Source organism: Sphingopyxis indica (assembly GCF_032879645.1).
In the GTDB taxonomy this organism is placed as follows: Bacteria; Pseudomonadota; Alphaproteobacteria; order Sphingomonadales; family Sphingomonadaceae; genus Sphingopyxis; species Sphingopyxis indica.
Genome location: NZ_CP076394.1, coordinates 3,950,858 through 3,973,794 on the forward strand (window position 1 = coordinate 3,950,858; position 22,937 = coordinate 3,973,794).

Sequence of the window (22,937 nt, forward strand, 5' to 3'; positions counted from 1 at the left end):
GGCGGGCGTGCCAATGATGGAATAGGAATGCGGTGCCGAGGCGTTATTGATATTCGACGGTCACCGGAATCCGGCCGCGATAGTCGCCGTCGTCGCGCGCGTCGAGCTGGAGCCGCCCGCCGAAGCGGAAGCGCAGCCGGCCGTCGGGGCCGAGCCGCGGGACGCCCGCAAGGTCGGTGACGAGCCCCGTTACCCGCGCACGGCCGCCGCTGCCGCTTTCGAGATCGACCGTCGGCGGCAGGATGACGCGCAGCTCGGCGCCGGGTGCGCCGCGCACCGAAACGACGCCGCTCACCGCATAGCCGCCGAGATCGACGATCTGCCCGCTCAGCCGCCGCGCGCCGGTGGCGGGGTCGAGCGCCACTTCGCCCCCCATCGCGCCGACCGCGACGCGGCTGAAATCGAGCTGGGTTTCGATTTCGACGTGCAGCGGCGTGTCGCGCCCGGCCGCGCGGCCGCTGTCGAATGCGCTGCTATCGTCCTTTGCGCAGAGCAGGCATTGCGCGCCGGCACCGGACGGCGCGGCGAGGAGCAGACCCAGAGCCAAGATCGGGCGCAGTTTCACGCCTTCCCCGCTAGCGCATTCGTGGTTAATCCCGCGTAAAGCGGCGATCGGTCACTTGGGGCCGCCCCTTGCGATGCGCCGGCGCGGTGCCGATATTGCGGGACAAACGGCCGCGCACTCGCGGCCCGGCAAGGAGATCATCGCCATGACCGATCCCAGGAGCGACGCGGCCCTCGACCCGATGGCCTTTCATGTGCTGCGCGAAGGCGGCACCGAGCGCGCCTTCACCGGCAAATATACCGACCACAAGGGCGACGGCATGTACCGCTGCGCCGGCTGCGGCGCGCCGCTGTTCGACAGCCGGACCAAATATGACAGCGGGTCGGGCTGGCCGAGCTATACCGCGCCCGCGAGCGACGGGGCGGTCAGCGAGCATCGCGACGCGAGCCACGGCATGATCCGCACCGAGGTGCGCTGCGCCAAATGCCAAGGCCACCTCGGCCACGTCTTCCCCGACGGCCCCGGTCCCGAAGGCCTGCGCTATTGCATCAACAGCGCAGCGCTTGACTTCGCCGAGCGCGGACGGGATGAGGCGGACACGAACGAAGGCTGATCGCCGGCCCTTCGGGGACCAGCGCCGGGGCAGAGCGAGAGAAGGAATTTGGGCTTTGCCCCGCAAGCAAGCATCTTCGGGTAAATCGTCATCGGGCAAGAAAAGCGGCAGCGCGCCGTCGGGCGTGCGGCTGTGGCTGCGCCGGATCGTCCGCTGGGGCCTCGGCCTCGCGCTGGCGGGGGCGGTCGCGCTCGCGGTCGCGGTCGGCATCGCGGTGCAGCGCATTCCGAGCTTCGAGGCGCTCAAGAAATCGCCAGCGGGCCAGACGATCCGCATCCACGCCGCCGACGGCACGATCTTTCTGTCGCTCGGCCCCAATTACGGGCGTTGGCTGACGCTGCGCGAAACGCCCGAGGTGATGCAGGACGCGATGGTCGCGGTCGAGGACCGGCGCTTTCGCTATCACCCCGGGGTCGACCCGGTCGGCATGGCGCGCGCCGCGATCTTCGCGGTCGAACATTATGGCACCGGGCGGCGGATGCAGGGCGCCTCGACGATCACCCAGCAGCTCGCGCGCAACGTCTTTCTGTCGAACAGCTATACCTGGTCGCGCAAGCTGCGCGAGGCGGTGCTCGCGCTCGCGCTCGAATGGAAATTCTCGAAGGACGAGATCCTCGAGCTTTATCTGAACAAGGTCTATTTCGGCGGCGGCAGCTATGGCATCGACGCCGCATCGCGCCGCTTTTTCGGGCATAGCGCGACCGACATGTCGCTCTCCGAAGCCGCGGTGGTCGCGGGTCTGGTCAAGGCGCCGTCGCGCTATTCGCCGACCGCCGACGCGCAGGCGGCGCTCGGCCGCGCCGGCGTGGTGCTGAACACGATGGTCGATGCGGGCTTCATCACCCGGTCGCAGGCCGACAGCGCGAAACCCGCCGACGTCGAACTCGCATCGGAGACGGGGCAGAACAGCGCGCGCTATTTCACCGACTGGGCGCTGCCGCAGCTCGACATGCTGATCGACGAGGGCAATGAGCCGCTCGACGTCTATACGACGATCGACCTCGCTATGCAGCGCGCCGCGACCTCGGCGATCCAGGCGGATGTGCCGAACGGGGCGCAGGGCGCGCTCGTCGCGCTCGACCGCGACGGTGCGGTGCGCGCGATGGTCGGCGGCACCGACTATGTCGCGTCGAACTACAACCGCGCGACGCAGGCGGTGCGCCAGCCCGGATCGGCGTGGAAGCTGTTCGTCTATATGGCGGCGCTCGAGGCGGGGTATAAGGTCGACGACCAGCTGGTCGACGAGCCGGTGACGATCCAGGGCTGGAGCCCGCGCAACTCGTCGGGGCGCTTCGCCGGACCGATGAGCGTCCGCACCGCCTTTGCCTATTCGGTGAACACGATCGCGGCCAAGCTGGGCAGCGACATCGGCTTTTCCTCGGTCGCCAACATGGCGCGGCGCTTCGGCATCACGACGCCGATCAACACCCACCCCTCGATGGTGCTCGGCAGCGCCGAGGTCCGCGTGATCGACATGACCGCCGCCTTCGCCGCGGTCGCGCGGGGGGGAGTGTCGGTGCATCCCTATGGCATCACCAAGGTGACGACCGCCGACGGGCGCCTCCTCTATCAGCGCGAGGCCGACCGCGGGCAGGTGCTCGTCGATCATTGGGTCGCGGCGGGGATCACCGACCTGTTGCAGACCGCGGTCAACACCGGCACCGGCCGCGCGGCGCAGATCGGCCGCCCGGTCGCGGGCAAGACCGGCACGACGTCGAGCAACAAGGACGGCTGGTTCCTCGGCTTTTCGAGCGGCATCACCACCGGCGTCTGGATGGGCCGCGACGATGCAAAGCCCGTCGGCGGGTTGCAGGGCGGCCGGTCGCCGGCGCGCGCCTTTGCCGATTTCATGCGTGTTGCCGTCGCGAAGCGCCCGGTCGAGCCGTTCGACACCGAGGTCGTGCTCCCCGAATGGCAGCTCGAAGAGGATGACGACGCCTGGTTCGGGGCGCCGGAGGACGGCAGCGGGCTGGTCGACGAAAATGGCATGCCGATCGAGCTTCCCGGCGCAGCGCCGCTGCCCGGCACCGAAGGCGAGGCGCAGCCCGCGCCGCCGGGCGAGGACGGACCGGTGCTCAACCAGCAGTGGATCGAGGAGCAGACCGGCCGCCGACCGCCGCAGCCCGAAGCGGGGGCGCCCAAGGCGGCACCGCCGATCCGCGTCCCGCTGCCCGCGGCGCCGAAGAACGGGACGCAACCGGTGCCGAAAGCTGCTCCGCCGCGCGAGCCATCGCCCAACGCGGGTGGCTAGGTCGTAAACTCATAAATGGCGCCATCGAGGCGCCCAAATGGCGAACAGGTCGGGGGGAAAGACGCGCCGGGAAGGCTGGTTGCCTTTCCAAGCGGCTTTCGCCCCGAGATGGAAGCCATTTGGGCGTCCCGAAGGGATTTGACCAAAATGGCCCATTGCTTCGTCGAGAAGTCTTGAAATATCGACATATTCCTGTGCCTTCTCTCCTCGCACCGGGCCATTTTGCCTCAAACCTCGATGGCGCCATTTATGAGTTTACGACCTAGAGTCTTGTTTTACCGTGTTTTCAACTCAGGTGATTCCACCTGACTTGAAAACACTTTAACCACTTCGCCTTTGATCGGCCGTGTGCTCCCGCGAAGGCGGGAGCCCATCTCCCGACGACGCCACCTTGAGCCCGTCGGTGATGGGTCCCCGCGTTGGCGCTACGCGCCGCCTTCGGCCCCGCGGGGACACACGCGCTTGAGCAAGCGCTTCATTCAAAGACCGGCAGGCGTCAGATTGCGCCGAAGCGATAGCGGTGAAGTCCGCGTCCTTCGCGGCGCAGCCACTCGCGCGCCGCGGCGACGTCGCCATCGTGCAATTCGTCGACGAGCGCGTGAAAGGCACGGCCATGGTCCATGTGCCGCAAATGCGCGACCTCGTGCGCGACGGTCGCGCGGCGGACATGGTCGGGCGCCATGATCAGCCGCCAGCTGTAGCGCAGGTCGCCGGTCGCGGTGCAGCTGCCCCAGCGGCTGCGCGGATCGCCGATGCCGACGCGGCCGACGGCCAGCCCGGCGCGCGCGGCAAGCGCGCGGCTTTCGGCTTCCATCACCGCGAGCGCCTCGGCGCGCAGCCAGCGCTCGATCCGGCGCCCGACGGTTTCGGCCGGGCCGCCGAGCAGCAGCGCGCCGCCCTCGGCGCGCACCGCGCGCGGGCGCGCCGGATTCCAGTCGATAGGGTGCGCAATGCCGCGCAGCGGCACCTCGCTCCCCGCGCCGACGGTGACCGGCAGCACCGCCTTGTCCAGCTGCGCCGCGAGCCAATCCTGTTGCTCTGCGGCCCATGCGAGCGCCTTCGCGCTGTTGCCGCGCCGCGGCAACGTCAGCCGCAGTTCGGCTCGCGCCGCGTCGAAGACGAGGCGATAGCGGCGCGCGCGCGCATGGTGGACGAGCCGCACCGGCCACGCCTCCTCGCCGATCAATATTTCGGGCACCGCCGCGCGGTCAGACGATGCGCCGAACAAGATGATTCTCCAGCGGCCCGGCGATGTCCTCGCTGACCGTCCAGCCGACGATCGATTCGCCCGCGCGATGCACCGCCTCGCGGTCGCCGCAGACGAGATAATGCCAGTCGGGCAGCGGCCGCCCCTCCGCTCGCAGGCGATAGGCGCAGCTTTGCGGCAGCCATTCGATTGCTCCGACCTTGCCCTTGGTCAGCGTCAGACAGTCGGGGACGTGGCGGCGGCGGTGCTTGTAATCGCCGCAGCGCGCAGTCGAAAGGTCGAGCAGCCGGCACGCGACATTGGTGGGATAGATGCGCCCGGTATCCTCATCCTCCAGCTTGTGCAGGCAGCATTTGCCGCAGCCGTCGCACAGCGCCTCCCACTGCCCCGCGTCGAGGGTGGCGAGCGGGGCCTCCCAAAAGGGCCGCGTGCCTATCTCACCCATTTCGCAAGCTCGGCGGCGACCTTGTCCGGCGCGCCTTCGTCGATGTCGGTCGAGGGATCGTCGAGCGGCAGCATCGCCATCGGCTTGCCATCGGGGTCCATCAGAAAGGCGATCTGCGTGTGCGCCATCAGATAGCGGTCGGGCGCCGATCCTTCGACCTTGTTGTAAACGACCGCATAGCCCTTGGCGACCTTGGCGATCTGTTCGGGCGTTCCGGTGAGGCCGAGCAGCCGCGGATGGTAGCGGCTGACGAAGGGTTTCAGCGCCTCGGGCGTGTCGCGCGCGGGGTCCACCGTGATGAACAGCGGCTGCACCTTCGCGCCGAGCTTTGGCGAGGCCTTTTCGAACGCTGCGAGCCCGCGCATCAGCTTTTGCAGATCGACCGGGCAGATGTCGGGGCAGAAGCTGTAGCCGAAATAGACGATGCGATACTGGCCGGCGAAGTCGGTATCGCTGACGGTGCGGCCGTTCTGGTCGGTGAGGGTGAACGGCCCGCCGATGCGCGCGCCGGCAAGCGGCGGCTGGGCATCGCCAGCGGGCGCCGCGCCATTGCACGCGGCGAGCGCAGCGGCCAGCATCAGGACAAGGCTTGAACGGACGAACTTTCGGCCCATAATTACGCTATTCATCATCGGTCCAGCCTTGATCGGCCAGGCTCCGAAAATCAACCTTTGTCGTCGCATCGACGACGCTTCTGCCCCGGGGGTTTCATCCATGTTTCGTCGCGCGGACTTTCGCCTCGCCGCCCTGACCGCCGCCTTTGCGGCCTCCGCCCTGCTCGCCGCGCCCGCGGCGGCGCAGTTCAGCGACAGCTACAGCTTTCTGCAGGCGGTCGAAAAGCGCGACGGCGACGAAGCGACGAAGCTGCTCAACGACAATGACGCGGGCATCGTCAACACGCGCCACCCCGACACCGGCGAAACCGCGCTGATGATCGTCGTCAAGCGCCGCGATTCGACCTGGCTGCGCTTCCTGCTCGCCAAGGATGCCGATCCGTCGATCGCCGACCGCCAGGGCATGACCCCGCTGATGCACGCGGCGATGCTCGACTTCACCGACGGTGCGACGCTGCTCCTCGACGACGGCGCCCCGGTCGATCAGACCAACCGGCGCGGCGAGACGGCGCTGATCCTAGCGGTGCAGGCGAACAACCCCGCGATGGTGCGGCTGCTCGTGCGGCGCGGCGCCAATCCCGACAAGGCCGATCATATCGCCGGCATGTCGGCGCGCGATTACGCCCGGCGCAACGACCGTTCGGGCCGGATGGCGGCGCTGCTCGACGAAAAGGCCGACGCCGCGGCGCGCGATACGGGAGCCGTTTTCGGACCGAAATGATCATGGCGATGTGATTGACGGATTGACAATCACATTATGATGTGAATATTGGCGGCATGTCTACGCAGCTCATTGATCGCATCCGCGCCATCGTCGACGATGGCGCGATGTCGCGCTCGGGCCTCGCCCGCGCCGCCGGCCTCCACGCCAACAGCCTGCGCGATCTCGATTCGCCCGGCTGGAACCCGACGGCGGAAACGCTGCGCAAGCTCGAAAACTGGCTCGCGCACGGCAGTGACCTGTCGCCGATGGCCAGCCCTGAGGAAATCATCGCCGAGGCGCGCAACGGCCGCATGTTCATCCTCGTCGACGACGAGGACCGCGAGAATGAGGGCGATCTGATCATCCCGGCGCAGATGGCGACCCCCGATGCGATCAACTTCATGGCGACCCACGGGCGCGGCCTCATCTGCCTTGCGATGACGCGCAGCCGCGTCGAGGCGCTCGGGCTCGAGCTGATGAGCCGCAACAATGGCACGCGCCACGAAACCGCCTTCACCGTGTCGATCGAGGCGCGCGAGGGCGTCACCACCGGCATTTCGGCGGGCGACCGCGCGCGCACCGTCTCGGTCGCGATCGACGCCTCGAAGGGCCGCGACGACATCGTGACGCCGGGGCATGTCTTTCCGCTGATCGCGCGCGACGGCGGCGTGCTCGTGCGCGCGGGGCATACCGAGGCATCGGTCGACATCGCGCGCCTCGCCGGGCTGACCCCCGCGGGCGTGATCTGCGAGATCATGAACGAGGACGGCACGATGGCGCGCCTCGACGACCTGATCCCCTTCGCGCGCCGCCACGGGCTGAAGATCGGGACGATCGCCGAGCTGATCGCCTATCGCAGCCGCAGCGACCGGCTGGTCGAATGCGTGTCCGACGAGCCGTTCGAATCGGACTATGGCGGCGACTGGCGGCTCAAATCCTATCGCAACAAGATCGACGGCAGCGTCAACATGGTGCTGCAGAAGGGCGCGGTCGATCCCGAGGGCGTGACCCTGGTACGGATGCATCCGGTGTCGCTGTTCGACGATCTGATGGGCCGCCCGGGGCCGAAGAAGCGCCGCCTGCAACGCTCGATGGACGCGATCGGCGAGGCGGGCGCGGGCGTGATCGTGCTGCTGATGCGCCCGCTGCCCGGCTCGGCCGCCGCCGAAGCCGCGCCGCCGCCATCGGGCGGCATGGACCTTCGCACCTATGGCATCGGCGCCCAGATCCTCGCCGACCTCGGCGTCCACGCGATGGAGCTGCTGACGCCGACGCACAGCAACCTCGTCGGGCTCGAAGGCTATGGCCTGTCGATCGTCGGCGAACGCGCGATTCCGGGAGAGGCATGATGGCGCACCTATTGATCGTCGAAGCCCGTTTCTATTCGCACCTCAACGACATGCTGCTGGGTGGCGTGAAGAGCGCGCTCGAGGCCGAGGGGCACAGCCACGAGACGGTGACCGTGCCCGGCGCGCTCGAAGTGCCCGCCGCGATCGCGCTCGGCCACGAGACGGGTCGCTTCGACGCCTATGTCGCACTCGGCGTCGTGATCCGCGGCGAAACCTATCATTTCGAGGTCGTGTCGAACGAAAGCGCGCGCGGCATCATGGCGCTGACGCTCGACGGGCTCGCGATCGGCAACGGCATATTGACCGTCGAAAACGAAGAACAGGCGCTTGCGCGCGCCGACAAGACGCGCAAGGATAAGGGCGGCGAGGCGGCGAAGGCCGCGCTCGCGATGCTGGCCCTGAAGGAACAGTTCGGCGTTGCTTGACCGACCACCGCCCAGCCGATTTTCCGTCGTCGAACGCGGCGGGCGGCTGGTGGTGATCGACCGGGAAAGCGGGCGCACGCCGCCGAGCGCGGCCGAGCGCATGGCGGACCATGACCGGCGCATGGGGCTGGAAGCGGCCCGTCCCGCCATGCCCGAACCCGTGTCCGAAACGCTGGTTGTTCCGGCGCCGCCGCCCCGAACGGTCGCCGCTCCCGCCGCCGGCTTGCAGCAGGCGAAGCACGAGGGCGATGCCGCGAATCGGGGCCGCGCCGCGCGCGGCGACCGGCCGTGGGGAAAGGAGACGACGCAGCCCGAATCGCGTCGGGCACAGCCCGCGCCGGCGCGCATCCCCCATCGCGCGCCGCCCTCTCCCGGTCGCAAGACGATCACCACCGCGAAATGGTGGGACGCGAAGGGGCCGCGCACCGTGCAGGTCGGCCCGAGGGGGCAGGCCGAACTCAACGCGGGCCTGATCGCTTTCCTGTTCATGGTGCTGGCGATTACCGTCGTCACCGCGCTGATCGCGCTGCCGCTGCTGTTCGTCGCCGGCTTCCTCGCGCTGCGCTTCGCCGACAAGATCGTCGCGCCGGTCGGTGCCTCGCTGATCGACAAGGCGCTCACGACGCGCGAATAGTCCGTGCGGCATATGGGGCTGGTCGCCCCAGCGACAGCTGGGGCCGCCGTCGGTTTACGCCATCGCAGCTGCGGCAAGCCGATGACGGCCCCAGCCTTCGCTGGGGCGACGCATATAGATCAGGCGGCTTCGAGCGCCGGATAGTCGATATAGCCCTCGGGACCCGGCGTGTACCAGGTCTTCGGATTGTCGGCGGCCCATTCGGCGCCGGTCCTGATACGCTCGACAAGGTCGGGGTTGCCGATGAAGGGGCGTCCGAAGCTGATCGCATCGGCCCGCCCGCTCGCCAGATCGGCTTCGGCCTTTTGCGCGTCATAGTCGCTGTTGAGGATCAGCGGGCCCTTGAACGCGGCGCGGATCGACGGCGACTGCTTGGGCACGTCGGTGCGGCCGAAGGTGCCGTCGGGGCCGGGCTCGCGCAGTTCGAGGAAAGCGATGCCGAGCTTGTCGAGCGCCGCCGCCGCGGCCGGGAACAATTTCTCGGGCGCGCTGTCGTCGACCCCCTGCGTCTCGCCATTGGGCGACAGGCGCACGCCGACGCGGTCGGCGCCCCAAATGCCGATCAGCGCCTCGGTCACTTCGCGCAGCAGGCGGATGCGGTTCTCGACCGGGCCGCCATAATCATCGTCGCGCAAATTGGTACGATCGCGCAGGAACTGGTCGATCAGATAGCCGTTCGCGGCGTGGAGTTGCACCCCGTCGAAGCCTGCGCGCTTCGCATTCTCGGCCGCCTTCGCATAGTCGGCGATCACGCGCGGAATTTCGTCGAGGCGCAGCGGCCGCGCTTCCTCGAGGTCGAGGCGGCCGACCGGCGTGTGCGCGCGGCCCTCGCCCTTCGTCGCCGAGGCCGAAACCGGCGGCTTGCCGTCGTTGAACACCGAATGGACGAGGCGGCCCATGTGCCAGAGCTGGGCGACGATCCGCCCGCCGGCGGCGTGGACCGCATCGGTCACCGGCTGCCAGCCTTCGACCTGCGCATCGGTCCACAGCCCCGGCGCCGACGGCCAGCCGAGCCCTTCCTGCGAAATGCCGGTTGCTTCCGAAATGATCAGCCCGGCGGCAGCGCGCTGGCGATAATATTCGACGGCGAGCTCGTTCGGCACGAAGCCCGGCCCCGCGCGGCCGCGCGTCAGCGGCGCCATGACGATGCGGTTCGGCGCCTCGATGGCGCCCAGCGTGATCGGATCGAAAAGCGTTGCGGTCATAAATCCTCCGGCTTGTTCCAATTTTGCCGCGACGGTCCGGCGGGCCGCCGCTATGGGCCGACCGAGCTATGGACGCCCGCCATATGAAACAATAGCCGGTAGCAAAAGAAAATCTAAATGACCGCCAAGACCGACAGCCTGGACAAGAGCGCGGCGACGCTGCCGCAGGCTCTGGCCTTTGCGGGCCTGCTCGCGGGCAATATCTGCCTGTCGCTCGGCGCGATGCTCGTGCGGCTCGTCGATACCGGGCCGGTCGCCGCGGCTTTCTGGCGGCTGCTGCTCGCGCTGCCGGTCATCGCCCTGCTCGGCTGGCGCGAGGCGGGCGGGCGGCTGCCGTCGCGTCACGCCCTTCTGGTCGCCGCCGGCGCGGGCGCCCTTTTCGCGCTCGACCTCGCTGCCTGGCACCTCGGCATCATCCGCACCAAGGTCGCCAATGCGACGCTGTTCGGCAATTGCGCGAGCCTGCTGCTCGTGATCTGGGGCATCATGCTTGCACGCAAACTGCCGCGCGGGTGGCAGGCGCTGGCAATCCTGCTCGCCTTCGCGGGTGCGGCGCTGCTGATGGGGCAAAGCTACGAGCTTTCCCCCGCCTATCTGGCCGGCGACCTGCTCTGCCTGCTCGGGGGCGGCTTCTATACGGCCTATGTGCTGCTGATGCAGCGCGTCCGCGGCGAGCTCGGCGCATGGTCGGCGCTGGCGATTTCGGTTCCCGCCGGCGTCCCGATCCTGCTCGGAACCGCGATCCTGCTCGGCGAGCGCATCTGGCCGCAGAGCTGGACCGTCGTCGTCATCCTCGCGCTCACCAGCCAGATCATGGGGCAGGGGCTGCTCATCTGGGCGCTTCCGCGTTTCTCGTCGCTCGTCGTCGGGCTGACCTTGCTCGTCCAGCCGGCGTTCGCGGCGCTTGCGGGGTGGCTGATGTTCGGCGAACGGCTGGGTCCGGTCGATCTGCTCGGCGGGGCGATGGTCGGCGCGGCGCTCGTGCTGATACGGTTGCCGTCGCGCGCCGCGCGGCGTATCTGAAGGTCATGGCCTCGATCCTGCCCGCCGACCCGACGCTCGACGAGATTCGCGCCGCGCTCGCGCCGCTGATCGCCGAAAATGCCGCCTTCGACGGTTTCGGCGAGGCCGCGCTGACGGCCGCAGCCGAGCGTATCGGGGTGGACCTCGACGTCGCGCGCCTCGCCTTCCCCGGCGGCGCGCGCGATCAGGTCGACGCCTGGTTCGCCGATATCGACGCGGCGATGGCGGAACGCTGGCCTGCCGAAAAACTCGCGACGCTCAAGATTCGCGAGCGAATCACCACCCTCGTCGAAACGCGGCTCGACCTGCTCGCGCCGCGCCGCGAATCGCTGCGCCGCGCACTCGCCCTGCTCGCGCTGCCGACCAACCTGCCGTTCGCCGCAAAGCTCGGCTGGCGCAGCGCCGACGTCATGTGGCGTCTCGCCGGCGACACCGCGACCGACTATAATCACTACAGCAAGCGCGCGATCCTCGGCACCGTCTATGCCTCGACGCTCGCGGTGTTCCTGAACGACGAGAGCGAGAATTTCGCCGGCACGCGCGCCTTCCTCGCGCGGCGGATCGACGGCGTGATGCGTTTCGAAGGCTGGAAGCACCGCCGCGCCGCCCGCCGCGCCGAGCGCCCGAGCCTCGCGCGTTTCGTCGGGCGGCTGCGCTATCCGGGGCGGTAGGACGGTCCGGCCAGCGGCAAAACAAACGCTGGCATTGGCGCACCGTTATTGATAATCGCTCGCAAATGATCGCGAAACTTGATTCCGCGCCGCTCGGAACCCCCGTGCGCATCGCCCGCATCGACTGGCCGCTCCTCTCGCACGACGAGGGGCGCCGCCTGCGCGAATTCGGGCTGATGGAGGGGGTCGAGATCACGCCGCTGCACCGCGGCAGCCTTTTCTCGCGCGAGCCGCTCGCGCTTCTCGTCGGACGGATGCAGGTGATCATCCGCGCCAGGCAGGCTGCCGCCATCGAGGTCGAGGCGATCGCGGCCGCAGCATGACCGGTGCCATTCCCACGATCGCGCTCGCCGGCAACCCCAACGCCGGCAAGTCGAGCCTGTTCAACGCGCTGACCGGCGCGCGGCAGAAGATCGCCAACTATCCCGGCGTCACCGTCGAGCGCAAGGCGGGGCACGCGAGCTTCGCCGACGGGCGCCCGCTGTCGCTGATCGACCTGCCGGGGAGCTACAGCCTCACCCCGTCGAGCCCCGACGAAGCGGTGACGCGCGACGTCGTGCTGGGGCAGCAGGCGGGACAGAAGCGCCCCGACGCGATCGTCATCGTCGTCGACGCCGCCAATCTCGACAATCATCTCTGCTTCGCGCTCGAACTGATCGCGCTCGGCCTGCCGACCGTCGTTGCGCTCAACATGCTCGATCTTGCGGAGCGCGACGGGCTGACGCTCGATGCCGAGCGGCTCGCCGGCGAACTCGGCGTTCCCGTGGTGCCGACCGTCGCGGTGCGCCGCCGCGGCCTGTCCGAGCTGCTCGCGGCGATCGACCAAGAAATACTGGTTCACCAGCTCGAAACGCACACGCACGCCGCACCGCCGCCCGGCGACGTCGCGCTGCACCGGCGCGCCCGCGCGATCGCGCGCGCCGCCACCCTGTCGGAAACCCCGGTGCGCCGCTGGACGCAGCGCGTCGATGCGGTGCTGCTGCATCCGGTCGCGGGCTTCCTGATCCTGCTCGCGCTGATGTTCGTGATGTTTCAGGCGGTCTATGCCGCGGCGGAAGCGCCCGCCGACCTGCTCGAATCGGGGGTCGGCCTGCTCCAGCAATGGGTCGTCGGCGCGATGCCCGACACTATCCTGCGCGGGCTGATCGTCGAGGGGCTGCTCGCCGGGGTCGGCGCGGTCGTCGTCTTCCTGCCGCAGATCCTGATCCTCTTCCTCTTCATCCTGCTGCTCGAAGCCTCGGGCTATATGACGCGCGCCGCCTTTCTGATGGACGGGCTGATGGCGAAGGTCGGCCTGTCGGGGCGCGGGTTCATCCCGCTCCTCTCCAGCTTCGCCTGCGCCGTTCCGGGCATCATGGCGACGCGCGCGATTCCGGACGCCAAGGACCGGCTGACGACGATATTGATCGCGCCGCTGATGACCTGTTCGGCGCGGCTGCCGGTCTATGCGCTGATCATCGCCGCCTTCATCCCCGACCGCGCGGTCGGCGGATCGCCGGTCGGGCTGCAGGGGCTCGTGCTGTTCGGCCTCTATGTGTCGGGGATCGTCGGTGCGCTGGTCGTCGCCTTCGTCCTGCGCCGCACCGTCGCGCGCGGCAATTCGGCCAGCTTCATGATGGAAATGCCGCGCTATCAGATGCCGCGGCTGCGCGACATTGCGATCGGGTTGTGGCAGCGCGCGTGGATCTTCCTGCGCCGCGCGGGCACGATCATCGCGATGACCACGGTGATCCTGTGGCTGCTGCTCAGCTTTCCCAAGGCCCCGGCCGACAGCGACATGCGCCAGGTCGATTACAGCATCGCGGGCCGCATCGCGAGCGGGCTCGAGGTGGCGGTGAAGCCGATCGGCTTCAACCATGACATCGCGCTCGCGCTGATCCCCGCGATGGCGGCGCGCGAGGTCGCGGTCTCGGCGCTCGCGACCGCCAATGCGATCGACGCCGGCGACGACGAGGAAGCGATGTCGCAGTCGCTGGGCGAGCGGTTGCAGGGACGCTGGAGCCTCGCGACCGCGCTCGCCTTTCTCGCCTGGTTCGTCTTTGCGCCGCAATGCATTTCGACGATCGCGATCACCCGGCGCGAGACCAACGGCTGGAAATGGCCAATGTTCATGGTTGGCTATTTGTTCCTGCTCGCCTATGCCGCTGCTGGTATCACCTATTGGACGGCGGTTGCCTTCGGGCTCGGCTGATCCTTTTCACATCTAGCGGAGCGGAGCGGCGATGGCTGGCAGCGTCAACAAGGTTATTCTCATCGGCAATCTGGGCGCCGACCCCGAAATCAAGTCGTTCCAGAACGGCGGCCGCATCGCCAATATCCGCATCGCGACGTCCGAGCAGTGGAAGGACCGGATGACCGGCGAGCGCAAGGAGCGCACCGAATGGCATAATGTCGTGATCAACGGCGACGGGCTGGTCGGCGTCGTCGAGCGCTATCTGAAGAAGGGCTCGAAGGTCTATATCGAAGGGAGTCTCCGCACCCGCAAATGGCAGGACCGCGACGGCAACGACCGCTATACGACCGAAGTGGTGATCGCGGGCATGGGCGGCAATCTGACCATGCTCGACGGCGCGCCGGGCGGCGGCGGATCGCGCGGCGGCAGCGACTGGAACCAGGGCGGCGGATCGTCGGGCGGCTGGGATCAGGGCGGCGCTTCGGGCGGAAGCTCGGGCGGCGGTGGCTGGAACCAGGGCGGCGGCGGAAGCGGCGGCGGTGGCGGCCGCCCCCCGTTCGACGACGATCTGGACGACGACGTCCCCTTCTGAGGATTTGAGGCATGGCGAGCGACCTGCTGACCGCCGCGGACGTCGCGCGCGGCGTGTGCCGGCTGTTCGTGCAGGCCGGGCTCGTCGCGATTCCCGAGGTCCCGCTGCCCAACGGGCGGCGCACCGACCTCACCGCGATCGACGCGAAAGGGCGGATCACGATCGTCGAGATCAAGGTCAGCCGCGCCGACCTGCACGGCGACGGCAAATGGCCCGACTATTGCGACTGGTGCGACCATTTCTATTGGGCGCTCGCGGCAGGGCTCGATCCCGCGATTCTCGAAACCCCCGATTACCGCCCCGAAACCTCGGGCCTGATCGTCGCCGACCGCTATGGCGCCGCAGTGGTGCGCGAGGCGGCACGCTGCGACCTAGCGCCCGCGCGCCGCAAGGCCGAGCTGCTGCGGATCGGACGGCTCGCGATGCGGCGGTCTATGGTCGCCGCCGACCCCGATTTGGCGGCCGGATGGGGCGAGGGCGTCTGAAATTTTTTCGCGCGAAGACGCGAAGAAGGCATGGCGATGCGCGACGGCCTTCTTTCGCCGTAGGCGGCCATGAAAAAGGCGCTTCGCGCGATCCTCGCGCAAAAGCGTTGGGATGAACCGCCCTCTTTGTGTCTTTGAGTGAGATATCCGAAATCTCGGCGCGCCCGGCTTTCTTCGCGTCTTCGCGACTTCGCGTGAAACCCGCTAACCCCGCACCTGCTGCATCCGCGCCAGATAGCGCGCGAGCACGTCGATTTCGAGGTTTACCGGCCGCCCCGCTGCCGCCTCATCGAGCGTCGTCACCGCCTGCGTATGCGGGATGATGTTCAGCGTGAAATGCGCGGCTCCGCCCGGCTGATCGGTCACTTCGTTGACCGTCAGCGAGACGCCGTCGAGCGTGATCGAGCCCTTGGGCGCGATATGCGGCGCGAGCGACGCCGGGGCTTCGACGGTGACCTTGACGCTGTCGCCGACGGGCTCGACCGACACGATGCGGCCGACCGCATCGACATGGCCGGTGACGATATGCCCGCCAAGCTCGTCGCCCACCTTGAGCGCGCGTTCGAGATTCAGGCGGCGGCCGACGTCCCACATCCCGGGCGCGGTGCGCGCGATCGTTTCGGCGCTCGCGTCGATCGCGAACCAGCCCGCGGGGCCGTTGCTGCCCGCATCGACCCCCTTGTCGACCACGGTCAGGCACGCGCCCGAGCAGGCGATCGACGCGCCGAGGTCGATCGTGTCGACGTCATAGGCGGTGCCGATAATCAGGCGCGTATCGCCGCGATCCTCGCGCGCGCGGACGGTGCCGATGTCGGTGACGATTCCGGTGAACATGAAGCGGTCAATCCTTCCTGATGCGCTCGTAGACGTCGAGCCGGTCGCTGCCAAGCATCCGGCTGTCGGCGAGCCGCCAGCGGCCATGCGCCGTCGCAAGGTCGGCGAGGCCGATGTCGCCGAGCGCAGGCCGGCCGCCGCCGATCAGGATCGGCGCGCGATAGAGGAGCAGGCGGTCGACCTTGTCGGCAGCGAGGAAGGCCGACGCCGCCCCCGCGCCGCCCTCGACGAGCAGCGAATCGACGCCGGGGTCTGCCTCGGGTCCGGCAAGCGCGATCCAGCCGTCGGGGGCGTCCCCACGAGTGAGCAGGAAACGCCGCGGACTGCGCGCCTCGAGCCCGGCGAGCCGCACGTCGAGCCGCGGCCTGTCGGCGGCAAGCGTGCCGCGCCCGACCAATATGCCCTCGTGCAACGCGCGCTCGAGATGGCCGTGTGCGCGCGCGCGGTCGCCGGTGATCCAGCGGCTCGACCCGTCGGGCATGGCGATGCAACCGTCGAGCGAGGTCGCGAGCTTGAGCGTCACGAACGGCCGCCCGTGCGTCGCGCGCAACCACCAGGGCGCCATCGCCGCGCGGGCTTCCTGCGCGAGCACGCCCGTTTCGACCGCGATTCCCGCCGCGCGCAGCCGCGCGATACCCTGGCCATCGGTGCGCGGGTCGGGGTCCTGCACCGCAACCACCACCCGCGCGACGCCGGCGGCGATCAGGCTGCCGGTGCAGCACGGGCCGCGCGCGCTCGTATGCGCGCAAGGTTCGAGCGTGACGTAAACGGTGGCTCCGCGCGCCGCATCGCCCGCCGCGGCGAGCGCCATTGCTTCGGCGTGCGGACGGCCGCCGGGCTGGGTCCGGCCGCGCGCGACGATCCGCTCTTTCGTAACGATCACGCAGCCGACATTGGGATTGGGCGCCGTCAGGCCGCGCCCGCGCCATGCCAGCGCGACGGCGGCGGCCATCCAGTCGGCATCGGCGCGCGGTCGCTGCATCAGCGCCGCGGCGCCTCGTCGGCGGGGGGCGGCGGGGTCCGCGCGGCGCGCTCGGCGAGCGTCGAGCGTTTGGGCGGCGCGGGCTTTTCGTCGAGGGTGTCGGCTTCCTTGCCCAAGGTTTCGCGCGTCACCCTGTCGGCTTCGCGCGAATCATAATCGACCCCCATCATGTCGGCGAGCTTCTGGAATTCGGCGCGGCGCCGTGCATTTTCGCGCGTCGTTTCCCTGGCGCGCGCGATCCAGTCGGCGCGAATATCGGCCTCGCTGCGGTCGGCCTTCCAATTTTCGAAATAGATGATCTGCGGTTTCGGCTTTTCATAGGGGATCAGATATTTTCCAAATCCCCAGAACAGCAGGATCGCGATCGCGATCGCCACGCCCCAGCTCGTCCAGCGGTGCGGCCGCGGCTGGCGGACATAGTCCCAGAAGTCGGAGACGCCGCCGCCGATATCCCAATTGTTCAACATTCCCATCGCGCCAATTTAGGCGATCGTGGACAGGATGGCGAGCAAAAGCGAGGATTGCGCGCGACGACGATTGCTAGCGCTACCAGTTGCAAAAAATGCAATCACGGATGCTGATTTCGCAGTTGCACAATTCATTGTGCAGTGCAATATCACACTTGCCTTTTAGGCATCCTCTCCCAAAACTTTCACGGGCCGCCTTCGGGCGGCCCTTTTTTTCGACTTTTTTGGTTGAGAGTCGCACCGCCCCTCGCGAATCGGGGTCTTTCCCGATCAGTCCTGAAGCGGCGTTCGCATCTCGAATCGCCGGACTTCCGCGATAAATGTTCCCGGAAGCGGCGTCGGCTGGCCGCTGTCGCTGTCGATATGCGCATAGCTGATTTCGATGTCGGTCAGCCGCTCCTCGTCGCGGAAAATGCCGCAGTGGAGTGTGAAGCTGGTTCGTCCGAACCGGCTGATCCGCGCTGCTATGGTGATCAATTCGTCGAGCCGCGCCGGCGCGTGATAGTCGATTTCGCAACGGGTTTCGCGAATATCTGTACCATATTGGTGAAAATAGGGTCCGGGCTGCCCCTCGCCGAGCGCGCGGAAATATTCGGTGACGCCGATGTCGGCGTAAACGAGATAATTGCCGTTGAAGACGATATTCTGCCCGTCGATCTCGTTGAAGCGCACGCGAATCACCTCGCGCACGCGAAAGTCGCCGAGCGGCACCGCGTTGCGATGACCGGTCATCCGCGGATCAGGCCGCGAGCGCTGCGGGAGCACGCGCGATCGGCGCGCAGGCGGCTTCGAGCCATGCCCGGTCGCCCTCGCCCATCCCCGGCGCCAGTTTCTCGAAAACCTGCGCGTGATAGGCGTCGAGCCAGTCGGCCTCGGCCGGCGAGAGCAGCGCCGGTTCGACCAGATCGCGCGCGATCGGCGCGAAGGTGATCGTCTCGAATCCCAGCATCTCCTCTTCGGCGCCGTCGATCCGGGCGGGCACGACGATCACCAGATTTTCGATCCGGATGCCGAAATGCCCCGCCTTGTAATAGCCGGGCTCGTTCGACAGGATCATGCCCGCGTGCAGCGGCTCCTCGGTCCCCGCCTGCCCGCCGGCGGGCTTGGCGATGCGCTGCGGCCCCTCGTGAACCGCCAGATAGGCGCCGACGCCGTGGCCGGTGCCATGCGCATAATCGACCCCGTCGGCCCACAGATATTGCCGCGCCAGAATATCGAGCTGGCTGCCGCGCGTCCCCTTGGGGAAGCGCGCGGTGGCGAGCGCGATATGGCCTTTGAGCACCTGCGTGAAGCGGCGGCGCATTTCGGCGGTCGGCGTGCCGATCGCGATCGTGCGCGTGATGTCGGTCGTGCCGTCGGCATATTGGCCGCCCGAGTCGACGAGGTAGAGCGTGCCGGTCTCGATCGGGCGGTTGGTCGTTTCGTCGACCTTGTAATGCGGCAGCGCGCCATTGGGTCCGGCCGCCGAAATGGTATCGAACGACAGATCGACGAGCGCGCCGCTTTCGTCGCGAAAGGCCCGGAGCTTCGCCGCGGCGCCGAGCTCGTCGAGCCCGCCCTGCGGCGCCGTCTCCTCCATCCACTTCAAAAAGCGCGCGACCGCGACCCCGTCGCGGACATGCGCGGCACGGGTGCCGCCGAGCTCGGTATCATTCTTGATCGCCTTGGGCAGCACCGCGGGGTCGCGGTGGCGCGCGATATTCGCGCCCGCCGCCTCGAGCGCGGTGAAGATCGCCGCGACCGCACGGTCGGGGTCGACCGCGACTTGTCTGCCCGCAAGATTGGCGAGTGCGCCCTCGAACGCGTCGCGATCATGGATCCGCACGCTGTTGCCGAGGTGCGCGCGCACCGCGTCGGTGAGTTTTCCGGGGGCGATGAACAGGTCGGCGGTCGCGTCGGCGTGGAGCAGCGCGAAGGCGAGCCCGACCGGCGTGTGCGTCACGTCCGATCCGCGAATGTTGAAGGTCCAGGCGATCGAATCGAGCGCGGTCATCACCGTCGTGTCGAGCCCCTGTGTCTTCAGCCAGTCGGCGATCACCGCGCGCTTGTCGGCGGCCGACTGGCCCGCCTGCCGTGTGTCATAGACCGTCACCGGCGCGTCGCTCGGCGCGGGCTGGTCGTCCCACACCGCGTCGACGGGATTGCTCTCGACCGCGACCAGCTCGGCGCCCTTCGCCTCGAGCGCCTTCGCCAGCCCGCGCGCCCAGTCGATGCCATGGAGCCACGGATCATAGCCGATTTTCTGCCCCGCGCTGACATTGGCGCCGAGCCATTCGGCGACGCTCGACTGCGGCACCCCGACATAGTCGTAGAGCGACCCGTCGACCTGATCGCGCACCTGCACCGTATAGCGCCCGTCGACGAAGATCGCCGCCTTTGCGGACAGCACCGCCGCGGTGCCCGCCGAGCCGCCGAAGCCGGTGAGCCACGCGAGCCTTTGCGCATAGGCGCCGACATATTCGCTCATATGCTCGTCGCTGATCGGAATCACGAAACCGTCGAGGCCGCGGCGCGCGAGTTCGGCGCGGAGCTTCGCGAGACGGGCGCGATAGTCGGGGGTGGACATGCTTGCTTCCTTGTTCCTACATCGCTGCCGTTCCTGCCCAGAGGGGGCGGCGCAGCGGGGGTGTCGGTCTATGCGCGCTATTTGGATGTTTCTGGCCGCAATTGCCACCCCGCTTGTCGTATCCCAGCCGCTTTCGGCCCAAGAGAAAGACCGCGATTTGACCCAAATGCCTTCCGCGCCCATCGCCGAACAGCGGCCGCACGAATTGACGCTCCACGGCGAAACGCTGTCCGACCCGTGGCACTGGCTGCGCGACGAAAGCTATCCGGTGGTCGATGACGCCGATATTCTGGCCTATGTGAAGGCCGAGAATGCGTATTTCGAGGCGGCGATGAAGCCGCACGCAGCGCTGGTCGAGACGCTGTTCCAGGAGATGAAGGGCCGCATCAAGGAAGCCGATGCGAGCGTGCCGCAAAAGGACGGCGACTGGCTCTACTGGATCGAGTTCGAACAGGGCGCCGAATATAAGAAATGGTATCGCCGGCCGACCGCGGGCGGCGAGCCGCAGCTGATCCTCGATGAAGTCGCGCTCGCCGCGGGCAAGGAATATTTCCGCCTCGCCGACATGGCGGTAAGCCCGAACGGCAGGCTGATGGCCTATGCCTTCGACGACAATGGTTCCGAGCGGTTCGAGGTGCGTTTCCGCAACCTCGATACGGGAGAGCTGCTGCCCGACGTGATTCCGGGCACGCTGTCGGCGCTCGTCTGGACGGCAGGCAGCGACGCGCTGCTCTATGGCCTCGCGAACGAAAATTGGCGCACCGACAATGTCCGCCTCCACAAGCTCGGCACGCCGGTTTCCGGCGACAAGCTGCTCTACAAGGAGGCCGACATCGGCTTCGGGGTCGGCATCGGCAAGACCGCGGCGGACAATTATATCGTCATCGCGACGGGGGATAACGAGACGAGCGAAGTCTATCTGCTCCCCGCCGACGATCCCGAAGCCACGCCGCTGCTCGTCGCGCCGCGCCGGAAGGGGCGCGAATATAGCGTCGATGAGCGCGAAGGGACGCTCTACATCCACACCAACGACGAGCATCCCAATTTCCGCATCGCGACCGCCTCTCTCGAACGGCCGGGCGAATGGACGACGCTGGTTCCGGGGTCCGATTCGACCTACATCACCGGCCTCGCGGTCTTCCGCGACTATTTCGTGCTCGAAAGCCGCGAAGGGGGGCTCGATCAGGTCGACGTGCGCCGTTACGACGCGCCGCTGACCCCCGGGCGGATCAAATTCCCCGAGGCGACCTATGTGGCGGGGCTCGGCGACAATCCCGAATATCATCAGGACAAGCTCAGGCTCGACTATGAATCGATGGTCACCCCCGACACCGTCTATGATTATGACGTCGCGAGCGGGGCGCTCGAAACGCTAAAGGTGCAGGAAATCCCTTCTGGCTATGATTCGTCACAATATGTAACCGAATGGGTCAACCTGCCGAGCCGCGACGGCAAGACGATGATCCCCGCGTCGCTCGTTTACAAGAAGGGGACGAAGCTCGACGGCAGCGCGCCGCTGCATCTCTATGCCTATGGCAGCTACGGCTATCGCGTCGCGCCGGGCTTTTCGACGACGCGGCTCAGCCTCGTCGATCGCGGGATGATCTATGCCATCGCGCATGTGCGCGGCGGCGACGATCTGGGGCGCTCATGGTATCTCGCGGGCAAGACCGGCCGCCGCAAGAACACGTTCGACGATTTCATCGACGTTGCGAAAGGCCTGATCGCGAAAGGCTATACGAGCGCGGGCAAGATCTCGATCGAAGGCCGCTCGGCGGGCGGGCAGGTGATGGGCGTGGTTTACAACGAAGCGCCCGAACTGTGGGGCGCGGTGCTCGCGGGGGTGCCCTTCGTCGACGTGATCAACACGATGATCGACGAGGAGCTGCCGCTGACCCCCGGCGAATGGCCCGAATGGGGCAATCCGGTCACCGACAAGGCGGCGTTCGACTATATGCTGAGCTACAGCCCCTACGACAATGTGAGCGCCAAGGCCTATCCGCCGATGCTCGTGTCGGCGGGGCTCAACGATCCGCGCGTCACCTATTGGGAGCCCGCCAAATGGGTCGCCAAGCTGCGCGCTACGCGCACCAATGATGCGACGCTGCTGCTGCGCACCAACATGGGCGCGGGCCACGCCGGCAAATCGGGCCGCTGGGGCGCGCTGCGCGAGGATGCCGAGGAATATGCCTTCGTGCTGACCCAGCTGGGGGTGGAGAAGTAATTCACAATATTTGTCATTCCCGCGAAAGCGGGAATCCAGCGAGCGAACGGAGAAGCTGGATTCCCGCTTTCGCGGGAATGACGAGATTGGCTATCAGCCCAGATAGCCCCGCGCCACCAACGCCGCCTCCAACCCCGCCGCATCCTCGAACCGGTGCGCCGCAATCCCCGCCGCCTCGGCACCCGCGACATTTGCGGGGTTGTCGTCGATGAACAGCGCGCCCGCCGGGTCGATGCCGAAGCGTTCGATCGCGAGCGCGTAAATCGCGGGATCGGGCTTCATCAATTTTTCGGTGCCCGAGACGATGATGTCCTGGAAACGGTCGAACACCGGCTGGGTCGGGCGGAAGCCGTGCCAGAAGTCATGGCCGAAATTGGTGATCGCGAACAGCGGCACACCCGCGGCGTCGAGCCGCTCGACAAGGTCGAGGCTGCCGCGCACCGGGCCAGGAATCGTCTCGTTGAAGCGCGCGGCATAGGCGTCGATCAGATGCGCATGGTCGGGAAATGCGGCCCGGCGTTCGGGCACCATGTCGGCGAGCGGGCGGCCGGCGTCGTGCTGGAAATGCCATTCGGGGGTGACGACATGGCCCAGAAACCATTCGAGCTCGCCCGCATCGTCGATCAGTTTCGCGAACAGATGGCGCAAATCCCATTCGAACAGCACCTTGCCGACATCGAAGATCACGCTTTGCCGAATCATGCATCCCCCACGCACGCGAAAGCGCCGCCGGAAGCATCCGACGGCGTTACGCTAACTCGCAAATCGCGCAGGGGCGGTAATCGCCCCGGCAGGGACATCAGCCCTGGCGCGCCTTGAAGCGGCGATTGGTCTTGTTGATCACATAGGTCCGGCCCCGGCGGCGGATCACGCGGTTGTCCCGGTGGCGGTCCTTCAGCGACTTCAGGCTGTTGCGAATCTTCATGGCTCTTGTCCGTAAATCTCTAGCGTTGTCACGCGAAGCGGCGC

At 67.7% G+C, this 22,937-nt stretch carries 25 protein-coding genes; 13 read left to right on the forward strand and 12 right to left on the reverse strand.

What is annotated here, in order from left to right:
- Positions 1 to 43 precede the first annotated feature (43 nt).
- Complete coding sequence (locus KNJ79_RS18695; protein ID WP_317152175.1) at positions 44 to 547, reverse strand: DUF4402 domain-containing protein; 504 nt, start codon at positions 545 to 547, stop codon at positions 44 to 46.
- Positions 548 to 710: 163 nt separating this feature from the next.
- On the opposite strand from KNJ79_RS18695, the gene msrB reads away from it, so the two are divergent.
- Positions 711 to 1,118: a peptide-methionine (R)-S-oxide reductase MsrB gene (msrB, locus tag KNJ79_RS18700; protein ID WP_089215943.1), complete on the forward strand. Its 408-nt coding sequence runs from the start codon at positions 711 to 713 to the stop codon at positions 1,116 to 1,118.
- A complete protein-coding gene (locus KNJ79_RS18705; protein ID WP_394357135.1) occupies positions 1,093 to 3,369 on the forward strand; it encodes a PBP1A family penicillin-binding protein in 2,277 nt (758 codons plus the stop codon). Before msrB ends, KNJ79_RS18705 begins: the two co-directional genes overlap by 26 nt.
- Positions 3,370 to 3,865: 496 nt before the next feature.
- Here the strand turns inward: KNJ79_RS18705 and KNJ79_RS18710 are convergent, their stop codons facing one another.
- From KNJ79_RS18710 to KNJ79_RS18720, 3 genes are read right to left on the reverse strand one after another with little or no spacing between them, the layout of a single operon-like run.
- On the reverse strand, positions 3,866 to 4,597 hold the full coding sequence (locus KNJ79_RS18710; protein ID WP_317152176.1) for a M48 family metallopeptidase: 732 nt from the start codon (positions 4,595 to 4,597) through the stop codon (positions 3,866 to 3,868).
- Positions 4,578 to 5,021, reverse strand: a complete 444-nt coding sequence (locus KNJ79_RS18715; RefSeq protein ID WP_317152177.1) for a YcgN family cysteine cluster protein — start codon at positions 5,019 to 5,021, stop codon at positions 4,578 to 4,580. The genes KNJ79_RS18710 and KNJ79_RS18715 overlap by 20 nt, the downstream gene beginning before the upstream one ends.
- Positions 5,009 to 5,653 (reverse strand): SCO family protein, encoded by a 645-nt coding sequence (locus tag KNJ79_RS18720; protein ID WP_317152178.1) that lies wholly within the window; start codon positions 5,651 to 5,653, stop codon positions 5,009 to 5,011. Before KNJ79_RS18720 ends, KNJ79_RS18715 begins: the two co-directional genes overlap by 13 nt.
- 82 nt (positions 5,654 to 5,735) lie before the next feature.
- On the opposite strand from KNJ79_RS18720, the gene KNJ79_RS18725 reads away from it, so the two are divergent.
- The 4 genes from KNJ79_RS18725 to KNJ79_RS18740 are packed head-to-tail and all read left to right on the forward strand — an operon-like array spanning position 5,736 to position 8,746.
- A complete protein-coding gene (locus KNJ79_RS18725) occupies positions 5,736 to 6,356 on the forward strand; it encodes an ankyrin repeat domain-containing protein (RefSeq protein ID WP_317152179.1) in 621 nt (206 codons plus the stop codon).
- Positions 6,357 to 6,412: 56 nt separating this feature from the next.
- Positions 6,413 to 7,687, forward strand: coding sequence for a 3,4-dihydroxy-2-butanone-4-phosphate synthase (gene ribB, locus KNJ79_RS18730; protein ID WP_089215834.1), 1,275 nt, complete (start codon positions 6,413 to 6,415; stop codon positions 7,685 to 7,687).
- Positions 7,687 to 8,112 carry a 6,7-dimethyl-8-ribityllumazine synthase gene (gene ribH / locus KNJ79_RS18735; RefSeq protein ID WP_089215835.1) on the forward strand — a complete coding sequence of 142 codons (426 nt, stop codon included), beginning with the start codon at positions 7,687 to 7,689 and terminating at the stop codon, positions 8,110 to 8,112. The genes ribB and ribH overlap by 1 nt, the downstream gene beginning before the upstream one ends.
- Entirely contained in the window at positions 8,105 to 8,746 is a 642-nt protein-coding gene (locus KNJ79_RS18740) for a hypothetical protein (protein ID WP_317152180.1), read from the forward strand. Before ribH ends, KNJ79_RS18740 begins: the two co-directional genes overlap by 8 nt.
- A 119-nt stretch (positions 8,747 to 8,865) precedes the next feature.
- Here the strand turns inward: KNJ79_RS18740 and KNJ79_RS18745 are convergent, their stop codons facing one another.
- Complete coding sequence (locus KNJ79_RS18745) at positions 8,866 to 9,951, reverse strand: alkene reductase (RefSeq protein ID WP_089215837.1); 1,086 nt, start codon at positions 9,949 to 9,951, stop codon at positions 8,866 to 8,868.
- A 117-nt stretch (positions 9,952 to 10,068) separates the two neighbouring features.
- On the opposite strand from KNJ79_RS18745, the gene KNJ79_RS18750 reads away from it, so the two are divergent.
- The 6 genes from KNJ79_RS18750 to KNJ79_RS18775 all read left to right on the forward strand — a co-directional run bounded on the left by KNJ79_RS18750 (position 10,069) and on the right by KNJ79_RS18775 (position 14,895).
- On the forward strand, positions 10,069 to 10,974 hold the full coding sequence (locus KNJ79_RS18750; RefSeq protein ID WP_089215838.1) for a DMT family transporter: 906 nt from the start codon (positions 10,069 to 10,071) through the stop codon (positions 10,972 to 10,974).
- A gap of 5 nt (positions 10,975 to 10,979) precedes the next feature.
- Positions 10,980 to 11,645, forward strand: a complete 666-nt coding sequence (locus tag KNJ79_RS18755) for a COQ9 family protein (protein WP_317152181.1) — start codon at positions 10,980 to 10,982, stop codon at positions 11,643 to 11,645.
- Between the two features lie 65 nt (positions 11,646 to 11,710).
- Positions 11,711 to 11,968 carry a FeoA family protein gene (locus KNJ79_RS18760; RefSeq protein ID WP_089215840.1) on the forward strand — a complete coding sequence of 86 codons (258 nt, stop codon included), beginning with the start codon at positions 11,711 to 11,713 and terminating at the stop codon, positions 11,966 to 11,968.
- Positions 11,965 to 13,836: a ferrous iron transporter B gene (gene feoB / locus KNJ79_RS18765; protein WP_317152182.1), complete on the forward strand. Its 1,872-nt coding sequence runs from the start codon at positions 11,965 to 11,967 to the stop codon at positions 13,834 to 13,836. Before KNJ79_RS18760 ends, feoB begins: the two co-directional genes overlap by 4 nt.
- Positions 13,837 to 13,867: 31 nt before the next feature.
- Positions 13,868 to 14,410, forward strand: a complete 543-nt coding sequence (gene ssb, locus KNJ79_RS18770) for a single-stranded DNA-binding protein (RefSeq protein WP_089215842.1) — start codon at positions 13,868 to 13,870, stop codon at positions 14,408 to 14,410.
- A gap of 11 nt (positions 14,411 to 14,421) precedes the next feature.
- The gene (locus KNJ79_RS18775) at positions 14,422 to 14,895 is read left to right on the forward strand and encodes an MmcB family DNA repair protein (RefSeq protein ID WP_089215843.1); all 474 of its coding nucleotides are present in this window, start codon (positions 14,422 to 14,424) and stop codon (positions 14,893 to 14,895) included.
- 204 nt (positions 14,896 to 15,099) lie between these two features.
- On the opposite strand, the gene KNJ79_RS18780 is transcribed toward KNJ79_RS18775, so the two are convergent.
- From KNJ79_RS18780 to KNJ79_RS18800, 5 genes are all read right to left on the reverse strand, one after another.
- Positions 15,100 to 15,729 carry a riboflavin synthase gene (locus tag KNJ79_RS18780; RefSeq protein ID WP_317152183.1) on the reverse strand — a complete coding sequence of 210 codons (630 nt, stop codon included), beginning with the start codon at positions 15,727 to 15,729 and terminating at the stop codon, positions 15,100 to 15,102.
- A gap of 7 nt (positions 15,730 to 15,736) precedes the next feature.
- Positions 15,737 to 16,681 (reverse strand): bifunctional diaminohydroxyphosphoribosylaminopyrimidine deaminase/5-amino-6-(5-phosphoribosylamino)uracil reductase RibD, encoded by a 945-nt coding sequence (ribD, locus tag KNJ79_RS18785; RefSeq protein WP_317153952.1) that lies wholly within the window; start codon positions 16,679 to 16,681, stop codon positions 15,737 to 15,739.
- A gap of 29 nt (positions 16,682 to 16,710) precedes the next feature.
- On the reverse strand, positions 16,711 to 17,184 hold the full coding sequence (locus tag KNJ79_RS18790; RefSeq protein ID WP_245836688.1) for a hypothetical protein: 474 nt from the start codon (positions 17,182 to 17,184) through the stop codon (positions 16,711 to 16,713).
- A gap of 264 nt (positions 17,185 to 17,448) precedes the next feature.
- Positions 17,449 to 17,910, reverse strand: coding sequence for an acyl-CoA thioesterase (locus tag KNJ79_RS18795; RefSeq protein WP_317152184.1), 462 nt, complete (start codon positions 17,908 to 17,910; stop codon positions 17,449 to 17,451).
- Between the two features lie 7 nt (positions 17,911 to 17,917).
- Positions 17,918 to 19,744, reverse strand: a complete 1,827-nt coding sequence (locus KNJ79_RS18800; RefSeq protein ID WP_317152185.1) for an aminopeptidase P family protein — start codon at positions 19,742 to 19,744, stop codon at positions 17,918 to 17,920.
- Between the two features lie 166 nt (positions 19,745 to 19,910).
- Between KNJ79_RS18800 and KNJ79_RS18805 the strand changes: the two genes are divergently transcribed.
- Positions 19,911 to 21,968, forward strand: a complete 2,058-nt coding sequence (locus KNJ79_RS18805) for a S9 family peptidase (RefSeq protein ID WP_317152186.1) — start codon at positions 19,911 to 19,913, stop codon at positions 21,966 to 21,968.
- A gap of 93 nt (positions 21,969 to 22,061) precedes the next feature.
- Here KNJ79_RS18805 and KNJ79_RS18810 read toward each other — a convergent pair whose 3' ends face one another.
- Both KNJ79_RS18810 and ykgO read right to left on the reverse strand, forming a co-directional pair.
- Positions 22,062 to 22,670 carry an HAD-IA family hydrolase gene (locus KNJ79_RS18810; RefSeq protein ID WP_317152187.1) on the reverse strand — a complete coding sequence of 203 codons (609 nt, stop codon included), beginning with the start codon at positions 22,668 to 22,670 and terminating at the stop codon, positions 22,062 to 22,064.
- A gap of 97 nt (positions 22,671 to 22,767) precedes the next feature.
- A complete protein-coding gene (ykgO, locus tag KNJ79_RS18815) occupies positions 22,768 to 22,893 on the reverse strand; it encodes a type B 50S ribosomal protein L36 (RefSeq protein WP_003046794.1) in 126 nt (41 codons plus the stop codon).
- Between the last annotated feature and the right edge of the window lie 44 nt (positions 22,894 to 22,937).

Coding starts and splice junctions, on each gene's coding strand:
- ssb (WP_089215842.1), top strand. CDS start 13,868: ATGGCTGGCAGCGTCAACAAGGTTATTCTCATCGGCAATCTGGGCGCC.
- KNJ79_RS18745 (WP_089215837.1), bottom strand. CDS start 9,951: ATGACCGCAACGCTTTTCGATCCGATCACGCTGGGCGCCATCGAGGCG.
- KNJ79_RS18800 (WP_317152185.1), bottom strand. CDS start 19,744: ATGTCCACCCCCGACTATCGCGCCCGTCTCGCGAAGCTCCGCGCCGAA.
- KNJ79_RS18780 (WP_317152183.1), bottom strand. CDS start 15,729: ATGTTCACCGGAATCGTCACCGACATCGGCACCGTCCGCGCGCGCGAG.
- KNJ79_RS18775 (WP_089215843.1), top strand. CDS start 14,422: ATGGCGAGCGACCTGCTGACCGCCGCGGACGTCGCGCGCGGCGTGTGC.
- KNJ79_RS18790 (WP_245836688.1), bottom strand. CDS start 17,184: ATGGGAATGTTGAACAATTGGGATATCGGCGGCGGCGTCTCCGACTTC.
- ribB (WP_089215834.1), top strand. CDS start 6,413: ATGTCTACGCAGCTCATTGATCGCATCCGCGCCATCGTCGACGATGGC.
- KNJ79_RS18805 (WP_317152186.1), top strand. CDS start 19,911: ATGCCTTCCGCGCCCATCGCCGAACAGCGGCCGCACGAATTGACGCTC.
- KNJ79_RS18795 (WP_317152184.1), bottom strand. CDS start 17,910: ATGACCGGTCATCGCAACGCGGTGCCGCTCGGCGACTTTCGCGTGCGC.
- msrB (WP_089215943.1), top strand. CDS start 711: ATGACCGATCCCAGGAGCGACGCGGCCCTCGACCCGATGGCCTTTCAT.
- KNJ79_RS18750 (WP_089215838.1), top strand. CDS start 10,069: ATGACCGCCAAGACCGACAGCCTGGACAAGAGCGCGGCGACGCTGCCG.
- ribH (WP_089215835.1), top strand. CDS start 7,687: ATGGCGCACCTATTGATCGTCGAAGCCCGTTTCTATTCGCACCTCAAC.
- KNJ79_RS18705 (WP_394357135.1), top strand. CDS start 1,093: ATGAGGCGGACACGAACGAAGGCTGATCGCCGGCCCTTCGGGGACCAG.
- ykgO (WP_003046794.1), bottom strand. CDS start 22,893: ATGAAGATTCGCAACAGCCTGAAGTCGCTGAAGGACCGCCACCGGGAC.
- KNJ79_RS18755 (WP_317152181.1), top strand. CDS start 10,980: ATGGCCTCGATCCTGCCCGCCGACCCGACGCTCGACGAGATTCGCGCC.
- KNJ79_RS18725 (WP_317152179.1), top strand. CDS start 5,736: ATGTTTCGTCGCGCGGACTTTCGCCTCGCCGCCCTGACCGCCGCCTTT.
- KNJ79_RS18760 (WP_089215840.1), top strand. CDS start 11,711: ATGATCGCGAAACTTGATTCCGCGCCGCTCGGAACCCCCGTGCGCATC.
- feoB (WP_317152182.1), top strand. CDS start 11,965: ATGACCGGTGCCATTCCCACGATCGCGCTCGCCGGCAACCCCAACGCC.
- KNJ79_RS18720 (WP_317152178.1), bottom strand. CDS start 5,653: ATGATGAATAGCGTAATTATGGGCCGAAAGTTCGTCCGTTCAAGCCTT.
- ribD (WP_317153952.1), bottom strand. CDS start 16,681: ATGGCCGCCGCCGTCGCGCTGGCATGGCGCGGGCGCGGCCTGACGGCG.
- KNJ79_RS18715 (WP_317152177.1), bottom strand. CDS start 5,021: ATGGGTGAGATAGGCACGCGGCCCTTTTGGGAGGCCCCGCTCGCCACC.
- KNJ79_RS18810 (WP_317152187.1), bottom strand. CDS start 22,670: ATGATTCGGCAAAGCGTGATCTTCGATGTCGGCAAGGTGCTGTTCGAA.